This window comes from Nannocystis punicea (assembly GCF_026965555.1).
Taxonomy (GTDB): domain Bacteria; phylum Myxococcota_A; class Polyangia; order Nannocystales; family Nannocystaceae; genus Nannocystis; species Nannocystis punicea.
Genome location: NZ_CP114040.1, coordinates 4,659,621 through 4,683,830 on the forward strand (window position 1 = coordinate 4,659,621; position 24,210 = coordinate 4,683,830).

The following is a 24,210-nucleotide window of genomic DNA, read 5'->3' on the forward strand; positions in this document are numbered from 1 at the left end:
CCTCACGAGGGTCGAGCACCTGTTTGAGGGCACAGGGCGCCCCGGACACCGGCCTCGCGACCTTCGCCGCGTCTCATCCGGGGCCGGCCGCGCCGTGCGACGTCCCGTGCACACACGTACTCCCAGGCCGTCGCGCTGCAGGAGCCTACTTGCCGGCGGGCGCCTCGAACACCACGGCGCCCTCCTTGACCACCGCGACCACGTTGTGGATGTGCTCGATCTGCGACAGGTCGCCGTCGATCACCACGAAGTCTGCGAGGTAGTCGGGGCGGATCGCGCCGATTCGGTCCTCCGCGCGCAGCAGCTTGGCGGCGTCGGTGGTGGCGGTGGCGAGGGCCTCCATCGGCGTCATGCCGACGTCGCGGACGAACACGTCGAGCTCGCGGGTGCTCTCGCCGAACGCGGTGTAGACCGCGTCGGAGCCCATCACGATGGTCACGCCGGCCGCGTGGGCGGCGCGGGCGGTGGCGATGTTGTCGGCGATGAACGCGTCGAACGCGGCGCGCTTGTCGGGGGAGAAGCGGAAGCGCTCGATGTTGTCGCGGTAGTAGCGGTTGTGATGGATGGTCGGCACGTAGGCGACGCCCTGGGCGCGCATGTGGGCCAGCGTGTCGGGGGACAGGGTGCGCGGGTGTTCGACGCTGTCGGCGCCGGCGCGGACGATGTCGTCGGTGACCGTGCCGAGGGTGTCGTGGACTGCGACGGGGATCCCGTGGGCGTGGGCGATGTCGACGGCGGTCTTGATCTCGTCGTACGAGTACGTGCGCTCGCCGCTTAGGTCGTCGTCGCTGCCGGTCGAGGCCCACAGCTTCACGACCTTGACGCCGGCGTCGATCTCTCGCCGCACCGTCGCGGCGACCTGCTCGACGCCGTCGGCCTGGCCGGGGCGGGTCGACTCCTTGGGCGCCAGCCGCGACGACCACACGCCGTCGCCGGCGCCGAAGATCCGCGGCCCCACCAGCTCGCCGGCCTCGACGCGGGCGGCGGTCTCGAGGTCGAGCTGGTTGTCGGAGCCGAGGTCGCGGATCGTGGTGACGCCGAGCGAGAGCAGGGTGCGCAGGTTCTTGGCGACCAGCGGCAGCAGCTGCGCCTTCGACTGGGCGATCTGGAACGGGTCGTGCGGGGCCCGGTCGCCCCACGCGGGGTCCCAGCAGAAGGTGATGTGCGTGTGGGCGTCGATGAGCCCGGGGATCGCGGTGTAGCGGCCGTGGTCGACGATCCTGGCCCCGATCGGGAGGGGCTCGCCGGCCGCGAGGACGCTGTGGAAGCGCTTGCCGTCGACCACCACCGCGCCGCCCTCGACGACCTGGTCCGGGGCGGTGACGACGCGGGCGAACTTGTAGACGGTGAGGCTGGACGCGGGGATGTCCGCAGGGACAGGTCCGTCGGTCACCGCCTGCTCGGTCTTGCAGGCGAGCAGGATTGCGAGGCCGAGGGCCGCCCGGGCGCACGTGCGCGCGCGCTCGCGGGGCCGGCCGCCGGCGATGTCCGGAGGCCGCAGGCGACCGCTCGAGACCATGCCGGCCGAGGATGCCGGAGGCGCCGCGGGTTGTCGAGGCGACGTCGACGGCGCGTTCGGCCGGGGGCGCGGGGCTGCGGGTGGCAGGGCGTAGGCGCGGGCATCACTCGCGCGGCGCCGGGAGACGGAGGACGAAGGTCGAGCCGCTGCCGGGGACGCTGGCGACGTCGATGACGCCGCCGAGCAGGCGGGCGAATCGGTGGGCCAGGGCGAGGCTGACGCCGCTGCCCTCTTGGGCCCGTGTCGGCGCGTCGTCGAGCGGCTGGAAGGCGAGGAACAGGCGCGGCAGATCGGCGGCCGCGATACCGACGCCGGTGTCGGTGATCCGCAGCTCGAGCCACGGGACGTCGCGGCCGCCGATCGCGGCGAGGCGGACGGTGACGCGGCCGCGGTCGGTGAAGCGGACCGCGTTGTCGACCAACGTGTGCACGCAGTGGGCGAGCATGGCGGGATCGGTCAGGCACACGAAGGCGGCCGGATCGAGCTCGAGCTCGAGCGCGTCGCCGCGCGCCCGCGCCTCGCCGTCGCAGGCGGCCACCGCCTCGCGCACGAGGGCGGCCACGTCGACGGCGACGCGCGCCGGCTGGACCACGTCGGCCTCGACCCGCGAGAGCTCGAGGATGTTGGTGAGGGTGCGGACCAGGCGCGCGGCGGCCCGGCGGATCTTCTCGGTGTCGCCGTCGATCGCCGCGAGGTCGCCCTCGGCCGCCGACTCGCGGATCAGCTCCGCGTAGCCGAGCACCGCGTTGAGCGGGGTCCGCAGCTCGTGGCTCATGTTGAGCAGGAAGCGGGTCTTGAGCCGATCGGCGCGGACCGCCGCGTCTCGGGCGCGGGCCAGGTCCTCGTACAGGCGGGCGTTGTCGATCGAGGTGGCGATCTGGGCCGCGAGGTGGCGCAGCAGCGCGAGCCGGCCGCTGCCGAAGGTGTGCGGCGCGAGGTCGTTGTCGAGGTAGAGGACGCCGAGCAGCTCGCCGTGGCCGAGGATCGGGGCGCACAGCACCGAGCGCACGCCGGCCAGCGCGGGGTCGCCGGCGAAGTCGTGGTCGACCGCGGCGTCGCCGAGGACGACGTCGCGGCGGGTGCGGGCGACGAAGTGGACCACGGACTGCGGCAGATCTGGCTCTTCGGACATGGCTCGAGATTGCAAGACGTCGAGCCGCTCGCGGGCGACGTCGGCGGCGGCGGCGATCTGCAGGCCGCCGCCGCCGCCCAGCAGGACGAAGCAGCGGCGGGCGCCGGCCACCTCGAGGACGGTGCGGACCAGGGCGCGCAGCAGCTTGTCGAGCACCAGCTCGCCGGTGATCGCCCGGGTGCTGCGCAGGAGGGCGGCGACGTCGATCGCCTCGGCGCCGGCGCTCGGCGGGCCGGGCAAGGGGGCGGCCGCGGGGACGGGGGCGGGCGCGGCCAGGCCGGGGAACTCGGCGCGCAGGCGGGCGGCCAGGGCCGGCGCGCCCCAGCGGTCCCAGCGCTCGGCGGCTGCCCCGAGGTACATGTGCGAGAGGACATGTGATTGTCGCGCGGCGGCGTGCCGGCCGGCCCGCTCGAGCGCGAGGGCCTCGATGCGCAGGTGGCCGGCGCGGCGGGCGGCCTCGACGGCGCGCGGGTAGAGCAGGGCGGCCTGGTCGTGGTCGCCGCGGCAGCGGGCCAGCTCGGCCTCGGCGAGGAAGAGCCGACCTTCGAGGTTGTCGGGGCCCAGCGCGGCCCAGCGGCGCAGGTGGCCGAGCCAGCTCCGGGCGCGCCGCTGGGCGTCGCGCGCGAGCGGCTGGCCGCGGGCGGTGAGGACGAGCAGCGCGAGGGTGATCTGATCGACGAGCAGGAGGGTGCCCTCGGCCCGGGCCCACCGCAGCCGCCGCGACAGGGCCAGCGCCTGGTCGATGGCGCCGTGGTGGTAGAGGAGAGTGAGCTTGACGAGGTGGTAGACCGAGGCCAGCGCCCGGCTGTGCGCGCCGAGCTCCTCGACGAGGTGGTCCTCGTCGAAGTCGGGGCCGGCGAGCGAGGTGGGGCCGTCGGTCTCGCCGCGCAGGGCCAGGCCCAGGCGCACGAACAGGAGGTGCCAGTGGCGCTGATCGAAGCCGGGCATGCCGACGCCGATCGAGGCGTGGGCGCGGGCGCTGGCGAGGAGCTGGTCGACGTCGCCGAGGCCGAGCCAGCGGGCGTGGATGATGCCGACCGAGATGTAGAGCGCCATCGAGGTCGAGCCGAGCCGGGTGGCGCGCTCGAGCTCGCGCTCGAGCCGGGCGACCGTGGCTGCGGTCGGCTCGAGCCAGGCGGCGACGTAGACGCCGCAGTAGTTGGCGAGCTGGGGGCCGAGGCGGGGGTCGCCGAAGCGGTCGGCGAGGGCGTAGGCGACGTCCACGAGGGCGCGGGCGCCGGCGACGTCGTCGAACATGTGCACGTGCGCGAAGGCGTAGAGGGCGACGGCGATCGCCGACTCGCCGATGACGCCGTGGCGCAGGGCGAGGGCCAGGGCGCGCAGGCCGTAGAGCAGGGAGAGGTCGGGCTGGTGGTGGTAGGCGGAGACGCAGATCGTGCAGAGGAGCCGCAGGGCGCTGCCGATCCGCGGGTCGCGGACCGGCGGCAGATCGGCGAGGGCGCGCAGCGGGGCGCGGCCGCGGAGCCAGCGGACGGCCGCGAGCTCGCGCAGGATCGACAGCCGCGAGGCGCTGGCCGGGACGTGCACGCCGAGCAAGGCAAGGCCGGCGCGCCCGGCCGCCAGCGCGGCGTGGATGTTGGCGCGGTCGGTCTCGAGCGCGACCTTGAGGTCGTGGACGGCGGCGCGGTCGACGTCGTCGCGGGCGCGCGCCAGCAGCGGGGCGAAGCGGGCGGCGGCGGCGTCGGGGTCGCCGGCGAAGTGCTCGCACTCCATGCAGTCGCGGGTGAGGGCGAAGGCGAGGGCGTAGTGGGTCGACCAGGCGTGCTCGGGCAGCACCGCCAGGCCCTGGCGCTGCAGCTGGACGGCGGTGACGAAGGCGGCGGCGCCCATGGCCTTGCGGCCGGCGGCGAGGTCGAGCGCGGCCAGGCGCAGGCGCTCGGCGGGCGCGAGGATCCGCGCGGCGCCGAGGTTGAGGTGGCCGACGATCTCGAACAGCATGTCCTCGAGGACAGCCGGCGAGGCGCCGCGGAGCAGGCCGCGGCCGAGCTCGAGGTGGAGGCGCTGGCGCTCGCCGGCGGCGAGGCCGGCGTAGGCGGCCTGCTGCACGCGGTCGTGGACGAACTCGTAGACGCCGGCGTCGGCGGGGACGACGAGGCCGCGGTCGATGGCCTGGCCCAGGGCGGCGGCGAGGTCGGCGAGGTCGCGGCCGAGGAGGTCGGCCAGGCGCGCGAGGTCGAAGCGGGCGCCGATGCAGGCGGCGGCCTGGAGGGCGGCGCGGACCTCGGGATCGAGGGCGCCGAGGCGGCGGGTCATGAGCGCGACGATGTCGTCGCCGGGAGTGGCGCGGGCGGTGGCGGCGGCGTCCCAGGCCCAGCCGTCGCGCTCGGCCGACCAGGCCAGGAGGCCCTGGTCGAACAGCCAGCGCAGGTAGGCGCGCACGAACAGGGGGTTGTTGTCGGTGTTGGCGGCGACGACCGCGGCCAATTCGGCGGCCTGTCCTTCGGGCCAGGCGAGCGTCTCGCCGATCAGCCGCTGCACGTCGGCGGGGGCGAGCGGGCCGAGGACGACCCGGACGGCGGCGAGGCCCCGCAGCGGGTGGCCGGCGGCGACCTCGTCTTCGCGGTAGCTGCCGACGAGCAGGAGGTGGTCGAGGCTGGGCTCGCGCGCGAGCTCGTCGTAGAGGCGCAGGCTGGCCGGGTCGGCCCACTGCAGGTCGTCGACGGCGATGACGAGCGGGGCGTGACCGGCGAACACGCGCACGAGGCGGGTGACCGCGGCGTGGAAGCGGGCGGCGGCCTCGGCCGGGGCGGCGACGGTCGGGCGCGGGCGGACGCCGGTGACGAGGGCGAGCGCGGGCAGGACGTCGCCGAGGGCGGCCGCGCCGTCGCCGAGGGCGGCGTCGAGGGCGGCGCGCACGGCCGCGAGGCGCTCGTCCGGCTCGGCGAGGGCGCGTCGCAGCAGCTGGTCGAGGGCCGCCAGCAGGCCGGCGTAGGGGGTGGCCTTTTCGCCCTGCTCGAAGCGGCCGCTGACGAACACGCCGCCGGCCTCGCGCACCGCCCCGGCGAGCGCGCGCACCAGCGCCGACTTGCCGGCGCCCGAGGGGCCGGAGACGAGGGCGAGGGCGCGGGCGCCGGCGCGCACGGCGGTCCAGACGGCCAGCAGGGCGGCGAGCTCGCGGTCGCGGCCGAACATGGTCGCGGACAGCTGCAGGCCCGGCGGGCGGTCGCGGGCGGCCGGGTCGAAGCGCGGCTGCTCGCCGCGGGCGAAGGCGTCGCGGCAGCGGGCGAGGTCGTGCCGCAGGCCGTCGAGGCTCTGGTAGCGGGCCTCGGGGCTCTTCTCGAGCAGGCGCAGGACGACGCTCGACAAGGTGTCCCCGAGGTCAGGTGCGAGCGCGACCGGGGCCGCAGGCACGCGCGCGAGGTGGGCGTGGAGCAGCTCGAGCGGGTCGTCGCTGGCGAACGGCAGGCGGCCGGTGAACAGCTCGTAGAGGGTGACGCCGAGCGCGTAGTAGTCGCTGCGCGGGTCGACGTCGCGGCCGGTGCGGCCGGTCTGCTCCGGCGACATGTACTGCAGCGTGCCCTCGCCGGCCTCGGCGGCGGCGAAGTCGATCAGCTGCACGCGCTCGCCGTCGCCGTGGACGATGATGTTGGCCGGCTTGAGGTCGCGGTGGACCACGCCGGCCGCGTGCACCCGCGCGAGCGCGCCGCAGATCTCGAGCGCGAGGTCGAGGCGGGCCACCAGCGAGAGCGCGCGCCCGTGGCGGAACCGGTGCAGCGAGCGCCCGCCGATGTCGCGCAGGACCAGCACGGGGCAGCCGTCCCAGCGCTCGAGGCCGAGGACCTCGGGCACCGCCGCGCCGGCGCAGCGGCGCAGCAGCTCGGCCTCCCGCTGCAGCCGCGCCGCGCCGGCAGGGTCGCTGTACTCGCGCCGCAGGGCCTTGAGGATCACCGTCGCGCCGTCGCGACGCCGGGCGCCGCGGAACACCTGCGAGGTGCGACCGTCGTGCAGCTGCTCCGCGAGCTCGTAGTCGCCGGCGGCCATGCAGGTGCAGTGTGCCTCGCCCGGGCGGCGAACGGCACGCACATGTCGGGGCTCGCTTCCGCGCGGACTCGCCGGCGGCGGACGCGGGCCGTGAGCCGCGGGCGATGCTCCGGAGCCGCAATCCGTCCTGTCGGCGTCGTCGTGCTCGACCTCTCGGGGTGGTGCGTCGAGTGTGTCGGTCGAGCGCCGTGAGGAACGTCGAGGCCCGATCGCCCACGCGACCCGCGGGCAGGGGCTGCAGTGACGAGCGAGCGAGCGGTGCGCCGCGAGGACGAGCCGGGGCTGAACCAATCCGGGCGGACATGGGACCTCGAGCGGCGAGGTCGGGCCGTCGCGGTCCCGACGGCGCTCGGCCGCGTCGCCACGGATGGCTCGGCTCGTTCACAGGTTGATTTAAAGGACATGTTCTCGAGAGCATGTCCTTGAGAGCATGTCCATCCTCGACCGCCCCGTCGCCGGGCGAGCGGGCCGGCCGCGTGGATCGCGGGCGGTCCGTCGACTCCGGACCCGGTGACCGCGGCCTCCGGAGCTGGGGCCACGAGGTCTCGTCACCCCGGGCGACGCGCTGCGGCGTCCGCACGCGGCGCGGCGCGTGAAGCCGCTGTCGGGCCGCCGGCTGCATCGCGCCGTCGCCGGGGCCGCGGGGTGTAAATTGAGTCGGCGATGGTGGTGGGCTCTCGAACTCTCTGGCTCATGCCTTTGATGATCCTCGTCGCCTGCGGGGGGCAGACCGGCGGGCCGAGCACGACCGAGGCCGACGAGACAGGCGCCGGGACGAGCACGACGACGGGCGCCACGGTGACGGGCACGACGGGCGCCACGGGGACGGGCACGACCACCGAGAGTCCGACCGGCAGCGACAGCGGTGAGACGGCGTCACCCCTGGCCTGCGAAGACGGCGAGTTCCCCGGCCCCGAGGTGCCGCTCCAGTGCGCCATGTGCATCGTGGTGGATGACCAGCCGGGTTTTTGTGCTGACGGTGTCGTGAATCCGGCCTGTGTCGACGGCCGCTGGAAATGCATCGAGGATTCGGTCCCGCACGAACTCTGCCCGTATCCGTCCGCGCCCTGTCAGCTGGACGAGGAGTCGTCCGGCTCGACCTGAGCGACGGGGTGCCGCAATTCTCGCGGTCGCGCGGATCGAGGTTCGAGCGCCGCCGTCGGCACGTAGCGAGTCGCTCGAGACCTGCCGTGATACCCTGCCGGAATGAGTTGGCTTGATGTTCGTGATCCCATGGATGCGAGGCGAGGCGCGGCGCGACGGGCCCTCGCGCTGGGGGCGTGCCTCGCCGCGGCCTGCAAGCCTGCGCCCACGACCCCGCCAGGCCCGGCGGTCGCGGTCGCAGAGAACAGCACGCCGGAGCCGGAGATGCGGGTGCGCCACGACGCGGCGCCGGTGTTCGCCGATCCGCGGCGACGCGAGCGGCTCGCGGCCACGTTCCCCGAGCTGCGGCGCCGCGTCGAGGCGTTCGCGGCCGACGAGGAGCTGCCGGGGCTGGCCGTCGGCGTGGTCCTCGACGGCGAGCTCGCGCTGTTCGTCGGCGTGGGCGTGGCCGACCTCGACAGCGGGGCACCCGTCACCGAACACACGGTGTTTCGGATCGCCTCGCTGACGAAGTTGTTCACTGCGACCGCGATCCTGGGGCTCCGCGATCAGGGCAAGCTGTCCCTCGACGATCCGGCGAGCCGCCACGTCCCCGAGCTCGCGCGCGTGGTCTATCCGACCGCCGACGCGCGGCGGATCACGATCCGCGACCTGCTGATGCACACCTCCGGCCTGCCGCGGCTCGGCGACTTCGACTACACCGATCCGCACGATCCGCCGGACCGCGCCGAGATCGTCGACTCGCTCGAGCAGTTCGGTTTGCGCAGCGATCCGGCCGCGAGTTACTCGTACTCGAACCTCGGGTTCGGGCTCCTCGGCCTGGTGATCGAGGCCGCGGCCGGCGACGAGTACAGGCGGGTGCTCGACCGGACGTTGCTGCAGCCGCTGGGGCTCGAGCACGCGGCGTGGTCGGCCGCGCAGGCCGGCCCGCGCCTGGCCACCGGCTACACGCGCAAGGCCGACCGCTTCGTCCGCCAGGAGCACTGGAACCACGGGGCCAGCGCCGGCGCCGGCGCGCTCTACCTCGACATCGCCGACCTGGCGCGCTTCGCCGCGTTTCACCTCGACGCCTGGCCCGCGCGCGACGGGCTCGAAGCCGGCCCGGTGCGCCGCTCGAGCCTGCGCGAGATGGCCCGGGCGGGCCACGTGATGGGCTTCAAGGTCCACACGCCGACGCCGGAGCCGCGGGTCGAGCTGGGCGCGCAGGGGCTGGGCTGGAGCGTGGTGCAGGACTGCCGGTTCGAGCACGTGCTCGCGCACACGGGCGGCACCGACGGCTATCGCTCGGCGATCCGGCTGCTGCCGCAGCGCGGCGTCGGCGTGGTCCTGCTCGCCAATCGCAACGGGGCGCCGATCGAGCGGCTGGCGGCCGATCTGCTCGCGGTGCTCGACGACACCGGCGCGCTCGCGCGACGCGAGCCGGTGCCGCTGCCCGCGCTCACCGCAACGGTCGAGCGGGTCACCGGGCTGCTGACCGCGTGGGACGCCGAGCGAGCCCGGCCGCTCGCGTCGCTGCACTTCGAGCGGAGCGGCGGGCTCAAGCATCTCGAGCAGGAGCTGGCGTGGGCGCGGGCGACGGTGGGCACGTGTCGCGACTGGACCCGCACGCGCACTCTGGCGCCCGATCTCGCGGGCTACGCCGCGACCTGCGAGCGCGGCGAGCTGTCGCTCGAGGTCCGAATGACGACGTCGCGGTCGCCGGGGATCGGGGGCATCGACGTGGCGGCGCGAGGCGTGCCGGCCGATCCCACGATCGTCGCCGCCGCCCGGCAGAGCGTCGAGCTGCTGACGAAGTGGGATCCGGAGCGCTTCGCCGCCCTGTTCGCCAGGCACTTCGCCCGCGAGGGCTTCCGCCAATTCCTCGACCGCGCGAACCCCGAGCACGCGACCTGCTCGCTCGGCGAGGTCGAGGCCGTGCGCTCGGCGAGCGCCGTGTTCAAGCTCCGCTGCGGGACCCGCGAATTGCGGCTGGTCGCCGGGAAGCTCGACGCCGAGGGACGGCTCGGGCAATTCAGCGTGTCGCCGGCGCCGCGCGATCGCTGCGATCGACCGCGCGAGCAGGTCGAAGAGGAGTGACCGACCGCGACAGCGTCCGCGCCGTCATGGCGGGGCCGATCGCGTCGCGGATGCATCGCGAGTGAGCGCGCTCGCCGATCGTCGCGTCCACAGGCGAGCACGAGAGCGCGCGCTCGCCGGACGCACTGCACATCACTGCGGGAGGATGCTCTTCAGCTGGCCGCCCGTCATGTCGGAATAGACGTAGTGGCTGCCGGGCACCATGACCTGCTGCATCGCCGGGACGTTGTCGGGGTCGATCTTCCAGGCCCAGCCGCCCATGTCGACCAGCCACACGAACTCTTCGATGTCGACGCTGAGGCCGATCGCGGTGCTGCACGGGTTGGTGTTGTGCTGGGCGACGAGGGTGTTGGTCATGCGGTCGACCTGGGCCAGGGCGCACGGCGAGTTGTTGGCGACCCACGTGAAGTTCTTGTCGGCCGTGACGCCGCGCCAGCAGCCGGTCTCGGTCCCGGGGATCGCGGTGTAGGTCTGCGTGTCGGGGTCGAAGCGGGTGATCGGGCCGCAGTTGCCGCCGAACCACGGGTGGCCGTCGGGATCGACGGTGAAGCCGTACGACTGCACGTTGCCGGGCGGGGTGAAGCGGTCGACGGTGATCGGGTTCACGTCGGTGTTGACGCGCACGAACTCGCCGCGCAGCGACGAGAACCACGGCTTGAAGTCGGGGTCGAGCGCGGCGCCGTAGGGCGCGAAGCCGCTGCCGTTCCAGCCGGGCACGACGATCGTCTCCTCGACCGTGCCGTCGACCGCGACGCGCACGAGGTGCACGCTGGTCTGATCCTGGGCCATGTAGCCGATCCACACCTTGGGGTCGACGTACTTGCACTGCACCGGATCCCAGGTGCCGGGGGTCCAGGTGACGCCGCGCGGGCCGTCGTCCCAGGCGCCGCCGTACGGCCACTGGATCTGCCACAGGATGCACTCGTCCTGGCCCCACGGGCGCACGTCGCCCGAGTTCTGCGAGGTGTCGATCATGCCGTTGGCGTTGGTGTCGACGCAGTCCTCGACGTTGGCCGCGAGCATGGTGCTGCGCCCGGTCTGGCGGTTGTTGACGACGACATAGCGGCCGTCGGCGCTGACGGCCGTGCGCGAGGCGCTCTCGCCCCCGGGGCCGATCTTGTAGCGCGCCTCCTCGATCAAGGTCTGGGTGTTGACCTTGGCGACGTCGTCGAGGTTCTCGCTGGGGATGAAGATGTAGCTCTTCTCCGCCATGCCCATGCCGTCGGTCTCGCCCGGTCGACACACGCCGCCGGTCGTCATGCCGGTGCTGTCGGTGCCGGGCCCGGCGGTCGTGTCGGTGGCGGTCGCGGCGGTGGTGGTGGTCGTCGTCGTGTCCGTCGTCGAGGTGGTCGGGCCGGTGGTCGAGGTCGTCGGCCCGACCGTGCTCGTCGGCGTGTCCGTGGTCGACATCGTCATCCCGTTCGTCATCGACCCGGCCGTGACGTCAGTGTCGGTCGCGGTGCCGCCCATCGTCGGCGTGGTGCCCGTCGGCGTGCCCGTCGGGTCGACGGTGCCTTGCGTCATGGTGCCGGAGTCGCTGGCCGTGGTGTTGCCGGAATCACCGCATCCCGCGAGCCCCACCACCACCGGGAGGACGAGCCACCGCCTGGTCTTCGAAGTCATGCAGCGATTGTGGCGGATGCACCCGGCGATCCGGCAGCGCCAGGCCCGTGGTTTCTCGCGATCGGAAGTGAGTGAATCCTCTCTAATTCGGCGCCACGAGGACCACCAGTGAGCGCAGGTACGAGTAGGGATAAACCCGGTACGGCCCGAGGGCCGCCGCATGGACCTGTCTCTTGGGGCCGGACACGAGGATCGTGTCACGAAGGGCTCCTTCGCCCGCGGCCTGTCGGCCCGTGCATTGGGCCCTCGAGGGCGTCCCTGAGGGTCCGGCGATCTCCACGGTCACCAGAGTGGCCGACGACGCGCTCGCAATCGCTCGCGTGGCAGAGTGGATCTGCCCGGGGCGATGGCCGTGGGCGACCGGGTGGGGAGCGATTCGCGCCAGGTGCATCGACGGGGAACTCGGCGGGCGATCCACTGCGGGGCGGCCGAAAGAGCTGTCCGCCAGGGCATGCCCTATCGAGCATGTCCCGGCGGACATGCGGATCACAGGCGCTCGCAGGCAGTGATGCGCGTGTAGGTGCCGTTGTCGGTGCCGTTCCAGTAGGTGCAGTTGACGTCGTTCTGGCAGCCGAGGCAGGGGCCGACGAAGCGGTTGTTGGCGCCGTCGTGGAAGTGCCAGGCGTTGTCGCCGCCGCCGCAGGCAGCGGGGTCGCTGCAGCACATGGGGGCCTGGCCGCAGCGGGTCTCGGTGTTGTGGACCGAGCGGTACTTGGCGATCACGTCGCTGCAGTAGCCCTGGTTCAGCCACTCGTCGTAGCTGATCGGGGTCCAGCCGAAGCAGCTGTCGCAGGCGGTGGCCGAGGAGTTGCCGGGGGTGCAGGTGAAGCGGATGCAGCGGCCGCCGGCGGTCATGCAGCCGCTGTCGCCCCAGCAGTCGTTGCCGCACGCGAGCGTGCAGTCGCCCTCGCAGCCGTCGCCGTCGACGTTGTTGCCGTCGTCGCACTCCTCTTCGCCGGCCTGGACGAAGCCGTCGCCGCAGGTCGCGGTCTTGCAGGCGACGCAGGCGTCGGTGTCGACGTCGTTGTCGTCGTCGCACTCCTCGACGCCGGCCTGGACGAGGCCGTCACCGCAGCTGGCGGCCTCGCAGGTGGCGAGGCAGGCGTCGGTATCGTCGTCGTTGCCGTCGTCGCAGGCCTCTTCGCCGGCCTGGACGAAGCCGTCGCCGCACTCGGCCGCGAGGCAGGTCGAGGGGCACTCGTCGGTGTCGTCGGCGTCGCCGTCGTCGCACTCCTCGACGTCGGCGTGGACGGCCCCGTCGCCGCAGGTGGCGACCATGCAGGTGGCGAGGCAGTCGTCGGTGTCGTCGTCGTTGCCGTCGTCGCAGGCCTCGCCGGCCTGCACCACGCCGTCGCCGCAGCTGGCGAGCGCGCACGTCGCGGTGCAGTCGTCGCCGTCGTCGCCGTTGCCGTCGTCGCAGGCCTCGACGCCCTCCTGGACGATGCCGTCGCCGCAGACCGCCTCGGCGCACACGGCCGTGCAGGCGTCGGTGTCGACGGTGTTGCCGTCGTCGCAGGCCTCGCCGGGGTCGACCTTGCCGTCGCCGCAGCTCGCCTCCAGCGGGACGCACATCTCGTCCTCGCACACGAGACCCTCGCCGCAGGCGCCGCCGTCGCACGGACAGCCCTCGTCGCCGGCAGGACACGCGGGGCCCGTGCTCGTGCCGGGGTCGGTGGTCGAGGTCGAGGTCGAGGTCGCGGTCGAGGTGGTCGCGTCGGAGGTGGTCGGCACCGCGGTCGTGGGCTCGGCGGTGGTCCCCGGCGCGGTGCTGGTGCCGTCGACGCTGGTGGTCGAGGCGTCGGTGGCAGAGGGATCGAGCGGGCCGCCGCCGCTGTCGCTGCAGGCGGCGAGGAGCAGGAGGAACGACGAAATCGCACGAATTCGTGGGGCGCGTAGCAGTCGCATCTTCGCGGTCTATCGGCGCGCTCTCGGGCTGGACAGCGCCCTCAGAGGGGGTCGGCGCGGGCGTGCGTGCGAGTGCGACGATCGGTGGCGCGGCCACGCGCAGGGGCGAAGAGCGCTGTTCTGCCGCACGTGGCGCGCGACGAACTCGCCGAGCACGCGGCGGCGGGCGAGCGGGCGTCTGCCCGCCGACGTCCGCGTCGGCATGGGGGCCAGGCCCGCGTAGGCGCGGACGCGCGGCAGATCGTCCGCGGCCGGCGGACGGCAGCGCGGGGTGGAGTCGTCATTCTCAAAGCATGAGACATGTCTTCAAAGACATGGCTAAGGGGCCATGTCCTGAAGCGCTCGCGGCCACTCCGCGCCGTGTGGCCGTCGAAGGCGCCCCCTGTCGAGGGGACGAACGGGCTGGTCCGCGTCGGCGGCCGTGAGGCGGTGATGGACGCGAAGGATGATGCTTGAAAGGTCCTGTCCTCGGGGACATGTGGCGGGCCGAGGGGGACGCCCGGATGGGCGGCTCGCGCCGGCGGCCAGGTGCCGTGGGCGGGAGTGAACGCAAAGGACATGTTTGAGAGGACATGTCCTCGAGATCATGCATCAGCCGACGGGCGGCGGGAGGGTGTCGCACGACAGCTGGATCAGCGCGAGCGCCTGGTCGAGCGCCTGGGCCAGGTCGCCCTGGCAGATGTCGCCGAGCATGCCGTTCGGGACCATGGAGGTGAAGGCGTGCAGGGTCGGCGCCGGGTCGGCGCTGCCGAACACCGAGTCGCAGGCGGCCGCCTGCGGGCCGGCGATGGTGACGACGACGTAGCGCTCGTCGCCGCCGACGAACTCGTCGAGGGCGGCCTTGGTCTCGGCCGGGGTGGTGGTGCTGTTGTCGACGTCGTCGTCCTCGTCGGTGAGGATGACGATCACCAGGAGCGAGGCGTCGCCGCGGTAAAAGCCCTCGTTGACGCCGCCGGGGGCCAGCTTGGCGAGGAACATCTCGATGGCGTCGAGCGGCCGCTCGCGCCCGAGGTCGGTGCAGAGGTTGCAACCCGCCTTCGGGTCGGGCGCGAGGCAGCTGAAGGTCGGGGCGACCTTCGGGTCGGGGCCGTCGATCCACAGCTTGCCGCCCATGTCGCAGTCGTCGTCGAACAGGTTGTCGCCGTCGAACAGGGCGCCGTCGAGGCCCATGGTCGACTTGCCGGCCTTGTTGGCGACGATCGAGGAGTTGGTGACGCCGAGGCGATAGCCGGCGGCCTCGTTGCTCGGGTCGCCGACGTAGGCGTCGAGGACGTTGACGAAGTCGGGGAAGTTGGCGTCGAGGTTGGTCTTCTCCTCGTTCATCGAGGCCGAGATGTCGACGACGAACAGGACGTCGATGAATTCGCAGCCGACCTCGTTCGCCGCGCCGAAGTCGGCCGAGTCCCCGAGGTCGAGCTTGAGGAGGTCCGTGGTCCCGCCAGCGCTCGTCCCGCTGCCGTCGGTGGCTTCGCTGTCGCCGGCCCCGTCGGTCGGCTGCAGGTCGGGCAAGGTCGCAAGGCCGCTGCCGGGCATGACGGTGGTGATCCCGACGGTGGCGGTCGCGCTGGCTCCGCCGCCGTCGTGGTCGCCGACGCAAGCGCACACGAGCGACGAGAACGACAGGGCGAGCGAGGCGAGGCGAAGCTGCATGCTCTGTTCTTATCGCCGTCGCCGCGGACGGCCACGCGGGCGACGTGCACGACGTCTCACCGGCGACGAGCCCCGCCTGGTATGGTCGCGCGGTGCCGCCGAGCCCCCGTGTCGTCGCCCTGCTCACCCTCGTGATCGCGTGCACGCCGGCGCAGGCGCCAGTGACGGCGCCCACGAGCACGACGACCGACATGCCCGCGGTGGCGGTGACGTTCGACGATCTGATCGTCGGCGGCCGCGACCTCGAGCTCGCGCGCACCGAGGCGATGACGCGCGCGCTGCTGGGTCACTTCCGCGAGGCGGCGGTGCCGGTGGTGGGGTTCGTCAACGCGTCGAAGCTGTCCGACGGGCCAGAGAAGCCGGGGCGCCTGCGGATCTTGCGGCTGTGGACGGAGGCCGGGGTGGAGCTCGGCAACCACACGTTCTCCCACCCGTCGCTGCACGAGACGCCGGTGGCCGAGTACGAGGCCGACATCGTCCGCGGCGAGCCGGACGTCCGGGCGCTCAACGCGACGCTCGGCCTGGGCCTGCGGTGGTTCCGCCACCCGTACCTGCACACGGGCGCGTCGCTGGCGAGCCGCGCGGAGGTCGACCGCTTCCTGGCCGAGCGCGACTACACGGTCGCGCCGGTGACGATCGACAACTCGGACTGGCTCTACAACTTCGTCTACACCGACGCGAAGTCGCGCGGCGACGAGGCGACGATGCGCCGGGTCGGCGAGGCGTTCGTGGCGTCGATGGCGGCGGCGCTGAAGTTCCACGAGGAGGCGACGACGGCGCTGTTCGGCCGGCCGATCCGCCACGTGCTGCTGCTCCACGCCAACGAGATCAACGCCGCATACTTCGACGAGATCGTGGCGATCTATCGCGGCCGCGGCTATCGCTTCATCACCCTGGACGAGGCGTTGACCGACCCGGCCTACCGCGAGCCCGATCACTTCACGGGCCGGTCGGGGGTGTCGTGGCTGTACCGCTGGGACTGGACGCGCGGGCGCAAGCAGGTCGACTGGAAGGCGGAGCCGGAGCCGCCGGGGTTCGTGCAGCAGCTGTTCGAGGCGAGCCAGTGACGGCCGACGACGCGCCAGCGGTGCGGCGGGGCGCACGCACGCGGCGGTCGATCCGCCTGATTACGGGTCTTCGGGCTCCTGAGAAGGGTGGGGAGGACGGCGAGGACGAGGTCCGCGCCGGCGGTGCCGTACTGCTGACAATCGACGGAAGAGACAGGAATCGAACCTGCTACGGTGTTACCCGCGACGGTTTTCGGGACCGTTTGCCAAACCAAATGGCCGCTCTCCCAAATGCGCGGAGCGGGAGGGATTCGAACCCCCGCAGGCGTGAGCCCGCCAGCTTTCCAAGCTGGTGTCCTAGGCCGCTGGACGACCGCTCCGAATGGACGAAGTTGTATTGGCGGCTCGCGGCGGAGATCGACGGAAGGAGCGCGGATCGAACGCGCGCGGGTTTTCAGGCCCGTCCACGGGTTAGCACCCCGGAGCCTTGCCTCTCGGCCATCCTTCCATATTCGCACGAGCCCGCTCCGTATCGCGGGACCCCGGCGCACCCGCGATTCGAGGATCGCAGGAGCGCCGGACGAGCCTCCGCGCGGCCTCGCCGCCCGCTCATGCGCGATCGCATGAGGGAGGGCGAAGGCCCGCGAAACACCCGCGGAGAGGGCCTGTGCCGCCTTTCGAGCCGCCGACGCGTGAGCGCCGAACGGGCGCCCACGCTAGCGTGACGGCGAACTGGAGCGCGCGAATCCGCTGGCGGATCGACGACTCCGGGTCCGGTCGCTGCGACGAGGGAACATGCGGACGATTTATCATGGGTGCGTCCGGCCGTCAAGCGAGCGTCGCATAATTCGTGCGACCTTTCGCCGGCGCAATTGGGGGGAGGGCAATGATGGCTGGGGCGCCGCGCGTACTGTGATGATTCGCGCGAGGCGCCCGCCGGTGGTCGGCGTCGCCGGGGTGCGCACGATCGAGCGCGCCCGCTCGCGGGGCGCGTCGTCGAGTTCGCCGACGGCGCGGCGGACTTCGTGCCGGGCGCGTCACGGTCGCGAATCTCGGGGCCGCGTCGATGGCGGCAGACGCCTGCGTCCAGCGCTGATTTTGCCCCGGGCGCGGCCGTTGACGCCGGCTGGGGCGTTGGGGTACGCATAGGTCGCATGGCAGTCCACGGCGGCGGATCGCCCGGGCCCAGGGAGGGTGACACCGCCGGCGGCGCGGCAAAGCGCGGTGATTTCGGCCACGCGGCCACGGTCGACTCCGACACCGTCGACGGTCCGAGCGCCGGCATGACCGGGGACGGCCCGACCGGCAGGGCCCGCGTGCCCGCGCACCTCGACTCGACGTCGTCGCAGGACTCGAGCGTGTTCGAGGCGCGGGCGATGCCGATGAACATCGGCCGCCACGAGCTGGTGCGACCGCTCGGGATGGGCGGCATGGGCCAGGTGTTCGAGGCGCTGGCGCCCGACGGCACCACGGTCGCGCTCAAGATCATTCGCGGCACCAGCCCGGAGCGGCTGTATCGCTTCAAGCGGGAGTTCCGCTCGCTGTCGGCGGTGGTCCACCCGAACATCGTCGCGCTCTACGACCTCGTGCACGTCGACGACGGCGGCGGCCAGGGCCTGGCGTTCTTCACCATGGAGCTGCTGCGCGGCGCCCACTTCGTCAGCGCGGTGCGCGAGGAGGGGACGGACGAGGGCCCGCTCGACGAGGCCGGGCTGCGACGATTGCAGGACGCCCTGGTCGGCCTCGCGTGCGGCCTGTCGTGCGTGCACCGCCACGGCCTGGTCCACCGCGACATCAAGCCGTCGAACGTGATGATCACCCCCGCGGGCCGCGTGGTCGTGCTCGACCTCGGCCTCGTGCGCGAGAGCCGGGTCGCCTCGTTCGACAGCCTCGGCGAGAACGCGCCGCTGCTCGGCACGCCGCTCTACATGGCCCCGGAGCAGGTCGTCCGCTCCGACGACGCCGGGCCGGCCGCCGACTGGTACGCCGTCGGCGAGGTGCTGTGGGAGTGTCTGGGCGGCGCGTCGCGCCACGCCGGCCGCACCCTGGTCGAGGTGTTCGAGCGCAAGTTGATGGAGGCGCCGGAGCCCCCGTCGCGGCGGCACCCGAGCGTGCCGCCGCACCTCGATCAACTGTGCGTCGACCTGCTGGCCCGCGACCCCGCGGCGCGTCCGAACGCCGGCGACGTGCTGGTGCGGCTCGGCCGCGGCGACCTGGTGGCGATCGAGCTCACGGTCCAGGGCCTCCTCGGGCGCGAACACGAGGCCCGCCTGCTGCGCGACCAGCTGGTCCAGACCGGCCGCACGGGGGCCGTGTTCGTCAGCGGGCCGTCGGGCTTCGGCAAGACGACGCTGGTCGAGCACGTCCTCGACGTCGTCCGCCGCGAGGACAGCGTGGTCGCGTTCTCGGGCAGCTGCTCCGAGCGCGAGTCGATCCCGTTCAAGGCCCTCGACTCGGCGATCGACGCGCTGAGCCTGTACCTCTGCAACACCGACGCCGACGCGACCGCGATCGCCCGCCCCGACGACCTCGCGGCGCTGGCCCGCCTGTTCCCGATCTTGCGCACGGTGCCGGCGATCCGCGCGGTCGACGACGCGCGGATCGAGACCTGCGACCCGATCGAGGTCCGCCGCCGCGCCGCCGACTCGCTGGCGGAGGTGCTGACGCGGATCGCCGCGCGCCGGCCGGTGGTGCTGGCGCTCGACGACCTGCAGTGGGCCGACCTCGACAGCGTGCTGTTCCTCGAGGCGGTGCTGCTGCGCAGGCACCCGCCGCCGATCACGCTGCTCGGCAGCCACCGCGAGGGCACCGAGGCCACCCGCGCCCCGCTGGCGCACCTGTGGAAGAGCCTCGAGGCGGCCGACCACATCGGCCTGCGCCGCGTGCTGGTCGGGCCGCTGTCGGACGAGCAATCGGTGGCCCTCGCGGCGCGCCTGCTCGGCGGTCCGGTCGACGAGCCCGTGGCCACGCGGATCGCCCGCGAGGCCGGCGGCAGCCCGTTCTTCATCGGCGAGCTGGTCCGCTACGCGCTCGCCCACGGCGGCCTCGACGACGGCCTCAGCCTCGACAACCTGCTGCGCACGCACCTGCAGCGCCTGCCGCTGTCGGCCAAGCGGCTGGTCGAGGTGCTCGCGGTCGCCGGCGGCAGATTGCCGCGCGGCCTCGCGGTCGACATCGTCGGCGCCGCCGCGGGTCCGGTCGATCGCGGCACTTTGGCCCGCCTGCGCGCCGAGCACCTGATCCGGATCGCCGATTCGTCGCAGGACGACGTGCTCGAGACTTATCACGATCGCGTGCGCGAGGCCGCGGCGCAGGAGGCCGCCGAATCGCACGGGTCGCAGCTGGCGGCGATCCACCTCGCCATCGGCGAGGCGCTGCTGCGCACCGGCTCGGCCGACGCCGCCACTCTGGCGCACCACTTCCGCGCCGCCAACGACGCCGAGCGGGCCACCCAGTTCACCCTCGCGGCCGCCCTCGAGGCCGCGCGCGCGCTGGCCTTCGATCAGGCCGCCGAGCTGTTCCGGGCCGCGCTGTCGATCGGGGGCATCGACGCCGCCACGGCCACGCACACGCGCGCGCACCTGGCCGCGGCGCTGGCCAACGCCGGCCGCCTGCACGCCGCGGCGCGCGTCTACACCGACGCCGCGCACGCCGACGACACCATGGCCAGCGAGGCCCAGCGGACCGAGTGGTTGCGCCTGGCGACCGCGCACTTCCTGTCGACCGGGCACCACGACGAGGGCAGGGCGGTGCTCGAGGAGCTGCTGCCGCGCGTGGGTCTGTCGCTGCCGCGCGGCACCGCCTCGACGATCGCCGCATTGCTCGGTCAGCGGGCGTTGCTCGCCCCGCGCAAGCTGGTGCTGCCGGCGCCCGGCGGGCGGCGCCTGTCGGAGCTCGACGCCCAGCGCCTCGACGTCTGCTGGACCGCCACGCGCGGCCTCCTCTACAGCGACGGCATCAGCTCGGCGCTGTTCCACGCCCGTCACCTGCGGCTGGCGCTGTCGAGCGGCGATCCGCTGCGGGCCGCGCGGGCGATCGGCTACGAGGCCTACTTGCGGGCGTTGATGAAGGGCGGCGCCGCCGACGCCGAGGCGACCGCGATCTTCGACGGCCTCGAGGCCGCGGCGGAGATCCGGGCCAGCGCGTACGTCCGCGGCATGCTGGCCCAGTACCGCGCCGGCGCGCATCAGATGCTGTGCCGCTTCGAGCCGGCGATGGCCTCGTACGAGCGCGGCATCGCCATCCTGCGCGATCAGTGCACCGGCGTCATGGACGAGATCGCCCAGATGGACGCCCATCGCATGATGGTCCTGCTGTACCTCGGCCGGATCGGCGAGCTCGGCGACGTCGCGTTCCGCCTGCTGCGCGAATGTGCGGAGCGCCCCAATCCTTATGTCGAGGGCTTCGCCCGCGGCGTGCTCGGCAACCACGTCTACCTCGCCCAGGACCAGGTCGACGCCGCGCACGAGCAGCTCGAGCTGTACCGGCGCCACGCGCCCAAGCGGTTCGAGGCGCACTTCTTCAATTGCGCGTCGAAGCAGACCGAGCTGCTGCGCTACCGCGGCGAGGCGGCGGAGGCGTGGCGGCAGAACCAGATCGACTCGGCGGTGGTCGAGAAATTCCCGTTCTTCCGCGTGCCGTTCGTGAAGGCCGAGTTCTACCGCTCGCGGGCCGCCAACGCTCTGGCCCTCGCCGCGCAATCGCAGGACCCGGCGCCCTTGCTCAAGATCGCCCGCACCGCCGCCAAGCAGTGCTTCCGCGTGCCGTTGCCGATGTCGGACGCCTACGGCCACCTCACGCTCGCCAGCGCCGCCGCGCTCGAGGGGGCGAGCGAGCTTGCGATCTCGGAGCTGCGGCACGCCGTCGCCGTCTTCGAGCGCCTGGCGATGGCCAGCGACCTCGCGGCCTGTCGCCGGCGCCTGGCAGTCTTGCTCGGCGGCGACGAGGGGAGCGCGCAGCAGCACGCCGCCGACGCCTGGATGGCGGAGCAGGGCGTCGTGCGCCCCGATCGATTCACCGACATGATCGCGCCGGGCTTCGACCGGCAGACGTAGACCACAAACCAGGACTGGAGCAGTGCGATGCAGGACCTGTCGCGAGCGCGTGAATTGGCCATTGCCCTCTCTCGGAACCCGGGCGGCACCGACGCCCATGCGCGCGCCGCCGCCCTCACCGGCGAATTGGCGTCGCTGTTCAATCACCCCAACGCCGGCCCCGGCTCGGCCGCCGGCTACGAGGCCAAGGGCAACCTCGACGCGCGCGTCGCGGTGCTCGTATTGCCCGCGGACCAGGTGCGGCGATTGTTGCCCGCCGGCCTCGAGCTGGCGCCGCAGCCGGTCGTGCCCGCCGAGTATCACCCGGTCTACCTGTTCTTCTCCCACGAGATTTTCCGCGCCTGGTTCGGCACCATGGACTACGAGGAGCTGCTCATCGGCGTCCCGTGGGTGCAGCTGAAAGATCCGAAGGCCACCTATCCGGGACCCTTCATCTACATGCCGCGGCTCTACCTCAACGAGCTCGTGCCGTGCGAGCTCGGCGTGCACATGTACGGGTGGGAGAAGCAGATGGGGACGCTCAACGTCGTCGGCGACGGCTCCCCGAAGGTGCAATTCACCGTCACGCCGAAGGGCGCGAGCACGCCGGCGGCGACCGGCGAGTTCACCGAGATCCCCGGGGTCGGTCCGCAGTCGTCGGCCGACGTGAAGAACTTCCTGATCGTCCGCCAGCTGTTCGAGCAGCCGACGATCTCGCAGGCGCTGCACATCGTCGATCCGAACTCGTTCAACTCGCCGATCCCCGGGCCGTTCCTGGCCGCCAACAACATCCTCGAGGCCGACCAGCCGGGGGCGACGATCCAGCCGCTCGCGGCCACCATCACGATCGGCGCCTCGCTGACGCCGCAGGGCATCCCGCCGGGTACGTATCGCGTGCCGAGCCTGCTCGACTCGGAGCTCGGCGCGTTCCGGATCCGCTGCCCGCAGGGCATCTCGTTGCCGGGGTCGTGCGCTCATGCCGACTATCCGCGGCCGCCGGCCACGCGCAAGCTCAAAGTCGCGGTTTTCGGCGGCGGGCCGTCGGCCTGCGTCACCGCGCTGTACCTCGCGCGTCAGACCGATCGCTACCAGGTCTCGCTCTACACCACCGGCTATCGCCTCGGCGGCAAGTGCCAGTCGTGGCGCAACCCCGGCAAGGCCTGGCGGGTCGAGGAGCACGGCCTGCACGCGCTCCTCGGCTTCTATCACAACGCCTTCACCGCGGTGCAGGACGCCTACCACGACGGCTTCGCCACCCCGGAGATCGGCGAGGCGCTGTATCAGCACGCGTTCTACCCGGAGAATTACAACGGCCTGATGGTCCATCACAATGGCGAATGGTCGTACTGCCCGCTGCCGAGCCTGTCGGCCGCGGCGCCGCTGCCGTCGCCGACCGCGTCGTCCACCGGCGGGCACGCGCTGCTCATGGCCGTCGAGGCGCTGGCCAAGCGCGTGCTCGATCACTTCAAGGTCATGTCCGACGCCCACGAGGGCCTGGCCGACGCGCTCGACGGGCACAAGTCGGTGCTGCAGCGGCTGCGCAGCGCGGTCGTCGGGCTCGTCGCCCACGCGGCGGAAGACCTGGCGAAGGTCGGCCTCGGCGGGGTCGACGACCTGTTCGCCGGCGAGGTCGAGAAGGTGCGCGACGACCTCGCGGCGAGGGTGCAGGCGGACACCTCGCTGTCGACGTATTTGTGGTTCCTGTGGACCGGCGCGGACACCATGCTGACGATCTTCGTCGGCCTGCTCAAGAATCCGGTGAGCAGCCTGTCCGAGCTCGACGGCTGGGATTTCCGCGCCTGGCTCAAGGCCAACGGCCTGCACGAGCCCGCGGGCCAATCGTGGGAGGTCATCGACCAGGTCTACGAGACCCTGTTCTCCCACCAGAACGCCGACCCGCACAAGGACGCCTGCAAGCTGCTCGACACCGACGTGCGCCCGGCCAACCTGGCGGCCGGCGTGGCCACGCGGTGGTTCTTGCTCGAGAGCCTCGGCTACCGCGGCGCGCCGGCCTTCCGCTTCGAGTACAGCTGCGCCCAGACGATGATGACGCCGTACTACCTGGCGCTCAAGCGGCTCGGCGCCGAGGTCAACTTCTTTCACACCGTCACCGGCCTCGAGCTCGACGGCAGCGGCGAGCACCGCCGCCTGGTGCGCGTGCACTTGCAACGACAGTGCGAGGTCAAGGGCGGCCCGGGCGCCTATCAACCGCTCGTCGCCCGCGACCTCGCCAACAACCCGCCCGAGCTGCACGACTGGCCGCGCGATCCGGACTGGTCGCAGCTCGTCGACGGCGACTGGTACCGCGATCGGCACATCGACTTCTACGACTCCTGGCGCGCGAGCGAGAACACCAGGGCCACCCCCGTGCGGCTCGAGCAAGGGCAGGACTTCGACCTGTGCGTCCTCGGCGTGCCGGTCGGCGCGATGCCGCTGATCGACTCGCCGCTGACGCAGCCGGCGCGGCCCGACGCCGATCCGGCGTGGAAGCGGATGATCGACAGCACCGCCCTGACGCAGACGCTGTCGTTCCAGCTGTGGCTGAAGCCGAACGCCGGGGCCCTGATCGCCGGGGCGCAGCGCGGCCTGCTGACCTGCTTCGCCCAGCCCGAGCCGAGCTACGGCGACTTCACCCCGCTGATCGCCCACGAGGAGTGGCAGCCGCCGGGTCCGCGCCTGCTGTCGTACTTCACCGGCGCCTCCGTGGCCGGCAAGCCGCCGCTGCCGCCCGACTGCGGGTCCGACTACCCGCAGCGGATGCAGACGCAGTGGGTCGCCAAGGTCACGCAGTGGCTCGGCGACAACTACCAGAAGTTCTACGACGGCACCCGCACGCCGCGCAGCTTCGCCGGCTTCCTCGACGACCTGGTGGTCGAAGGCGAGCCGCTCGAGGGTCCGGCGCGCCTGGCGTGGCAGCACTTGATCGCCGACGTCGAGCCGTCGAACCTGTACGTCCTCAGCCAGCCGGGTTCGACCGCGCTGCGCCTCGGGCAGGCCGAATCGGGGGTCAAGGGCCTCCTCCTGTGCGGCGACTGGACCCGCACCGATCTCAACTGCGGCTGCGTCGAGGCGGCGACCACCTCGGGCATGCTGGCCGCCCGAGCGATCAGCAACGAACCGCGCACGGTGTGGCGGCCGGGCTTCTGAGCTCGACGAAGG

10 protein-coding genes and 3 tRNA genes are annotated in these 24,210 nt (G+C 72.8%); 5 read left to right on the forward strand and 8 right to left on the reverse strand.

Features of this window, described 5'->3' with window-relative positions; translation table 11 throughout:
• Positions 1–145: 145 nt before the first annotated feature.
• Both O0S08_RS18065 and O0S08_RS18070 read right to left on the reverse strand, forming a co-directional pair.
• On the reverse strand, positions 146–1,519 hold the full coding sequence (locus tag O0S08_RS18065; protein ID WP_269040417.1) for an amidohydrolase family protein: 1,374 nt from the start codon (positions 1,517–1,519) through the stop codon (positions 146–148).
• 103 nt (positions 1,520–1,622) lie between these two features.
• Positions 1,623–6,653, reverse strand: coding sequence for a sensor histidine kinase (locus O0S08_RS18070; protein WP_269040418.1), 5,031 nt, complete (start codon positions 6,651–6,653; stop codon positions 1,623–1,625).
• Between the two features lie 693 nt (positions 6,654–7,346).
• Between O0S08_RS18070 and O0S08_RS18075 the strand changes: the two genes are divergently transcribed.
• Both O0S08_RS18075 and O0S08_RS18080 read left to right on the forward strand, forming a co-directional pair.
• Positions 7,347–7,757, forward strand: coding sequence for a hypothetical protein (locus O0S08_RS18075; RefSeq protein WP_269040419.1), 411 nt, complete (start codon positions 7,347–7,349; stop codon positions 7,755–7,757).
• Between the two features lie 129 nt (positions 7,758–7,886).
• On the forward strand, positions 7,887–9,833 hold the full coding sequence (locus tag O0S08_RS18080) for a serine hydrolase domain-containing protein (protein ID WP_269040420.1): 1,947 nt from the start codon (positions 7,887–7,889) through the stop codon (positions 9,831–9,833).
• 132 nt (positions 9,834–9,965) lie between these two features.
• Here the strand turns inward: O0S08_RS18080 and O0S08_RS18085 are convergent, their stop codons facing one another.
• From O0S08_RS18085 to O0S08_RS18095, 3 genes are all read right to left on the reverse strand, one after another.
• Positions 9,966–11,456, reverse strand: coding sequence for an NHL repeat-containing protein (locus tag O0S08_RS18085; protein ID WP_269040421.1), 1,491 nt, complete (start codon positions 11,454–11,456; stop codon positions 9,966–9,968).
• A gap of 486 nt (positions 11,457–11,942) precedes the next feature.
• Entirely contained in the window at positions 11,943–13,361 is a 1,419-nt protein-coding gene (locus O0S08_RS18090; protein WP_269040422.1) for a DUF4215 domain-containing protein, read from the reverse strand.
• 591 nt (positions 13,362–13,952) lie between these two features.
• A complete protein-coding gene (locus tag O0S08_RS18095; protein ID WP_269040423.1) occupies positions 13,953–15,011 on the reverse strand; it encodes a hypothetical protein in 1,059 nt (352 codons plus the stop codon).
• A gap of 92 nt (positions 15,012–15,103) precedes the next feature.
• Between O0S08_RS18095 and O0S08_RS18100 the strand changes: the two genes are divergently transcribed.
• Positions 15,104–16,078 carry a polysaccharide deacetylase family protein gene (locus O0S08_RS18100; RefSeq protein WP_269040424.1) on the forward strand — a complete coding sequence of 325 codons (975 nt, stop codon included), beginning with the start codon at positions 15,104–15,106 and terminating at the stop codon, positions 16,076–16,078.
• A 145-nt stretch (positions 16,079–16,223) separates the two neighbouring features.
• Here O0S08_RS18100 and O0S08_RS18105 read toward each other — a convergent pair.
• The 3 genes from O0S08_RS18105 to O0S08_RS18115 form a co-directional block, all read right to left on the reverse strand.
• Positions 16,224–16,307: transfer RNA gene (locus tag O0S08_RS18105), tRNA-Ser, on the reverse strand.
• Positions 16,308–16,314: 7 nt separating this feature from the next.
• Positions 16,315–16,398 (reverse strand) — tRNA-Ser (locus tag O0S08_RS18110).
• Positions 16,399–16,439: 41 nt separating this feature from the next.
• Positions 16,440–16,526 (reverse strand) — tRNA-Ser (locus O0S08_RS18115).
• A gap of 646 nt (positions 16,527–17,172) precedes the next feature.
• On the opposite strand from O0S08_RS18115, the gene O0S08_RS18120 reads away from it, so the two are divergent.
• Both O0S08_RS18120 and O0S08_RS18125 read left to right on the forward strand, forming a co-directional pair.
• Entirely contained in the window at positions 17,173–21,072 is a 3,900-nt protein-coding gene (locus tag O0S08_RS18120; RefSeq protein ID WP_269040425.1) for a serine/threonine-protein kinase, read from the forward strand.
• A gap of 27 nt (positions 21,073–21,099) precedes the next feature.
• Positions 21,100–24,198: an NAD(P)-binding protein gene (locus tag O0S08_RS18125; protein ID WP_269040426.1), complete on the forward strand. Its 3,099-nt coding sequence runs from the start codon at positions 21,100–21,102 to the stop codon at positions 24,196–24,198.
• Positions 24,199–24,210: the final 12 nt, after the last annotated feature.

Bases quoted from the DNA above. Each gene is read 5' to 3' on its own strand.
- O0S08_RS18065 (WP_269040417.1), bottom strand. From the start codon at position 1,519: ATGGTCTCGAGCGGTCGCCTGCGGCCTCCGGACATCGCCGGCGGCCGG.
- O0S08_RS18070 (WP_269040418.1), bottom strand. From the start codon at position 6,653: ATGGCCGCCGGCGACTACGAGCTCGCGGAGCAGCTGCACGACGGTCGC.
- O0S08_RS18075 (WP_269040419.1), top strand. From the start codon at position 7,347: ATGCCTTTGATGATCCTCGTCGCCTGCGGGGGGCAGACCGGCGGGCCG.
- O0S08_RS18080 (WP_269040420.1), top strand. From the start codon at position 7,887: ATGGATGCGAGGCGAGGCGCGGCGCGACGGGCCCTCGCGCTGGGGGCG.
- O0S08_RS18085 (WP_269040421.1), bottom strand. From the start codon at position 11,456: ATGACTTCGAAGACCAGGCGGTGGCTCGTCCTCCCGGTGGTGGTGGGG.
- O0S08_RS18090 (WP_269040422.1), bottom strand. From the start codon at position 13,361: ATGCGACTGCTACGCGCCCCACGAATTCGTGCGATTTCGTCGTTCCTC.
- O0S08_RS18095 (WP_269040423.1), bottom strand. From the start codon at position 15,011: ATGCAGCTTCGCCTCGCCTCGCTCGCCCTGTCGTTCTCGTCGCTCGTG.
- O0S08_RS18120 (WP_269040425.1), top strand. From the start codon at position 17,173: ATGGCAGTCCACGGCGGCGGATCGCCCGGGCCCAGGGAGGGTGACACC.
- O0S08_RS18125 (WP_269040426.1), top strand. From the start codon at position 21,100: ATGCAGGACCTGTCGCGAGCGCGTGAATTGGCCATTGCCCTCTCTCGG.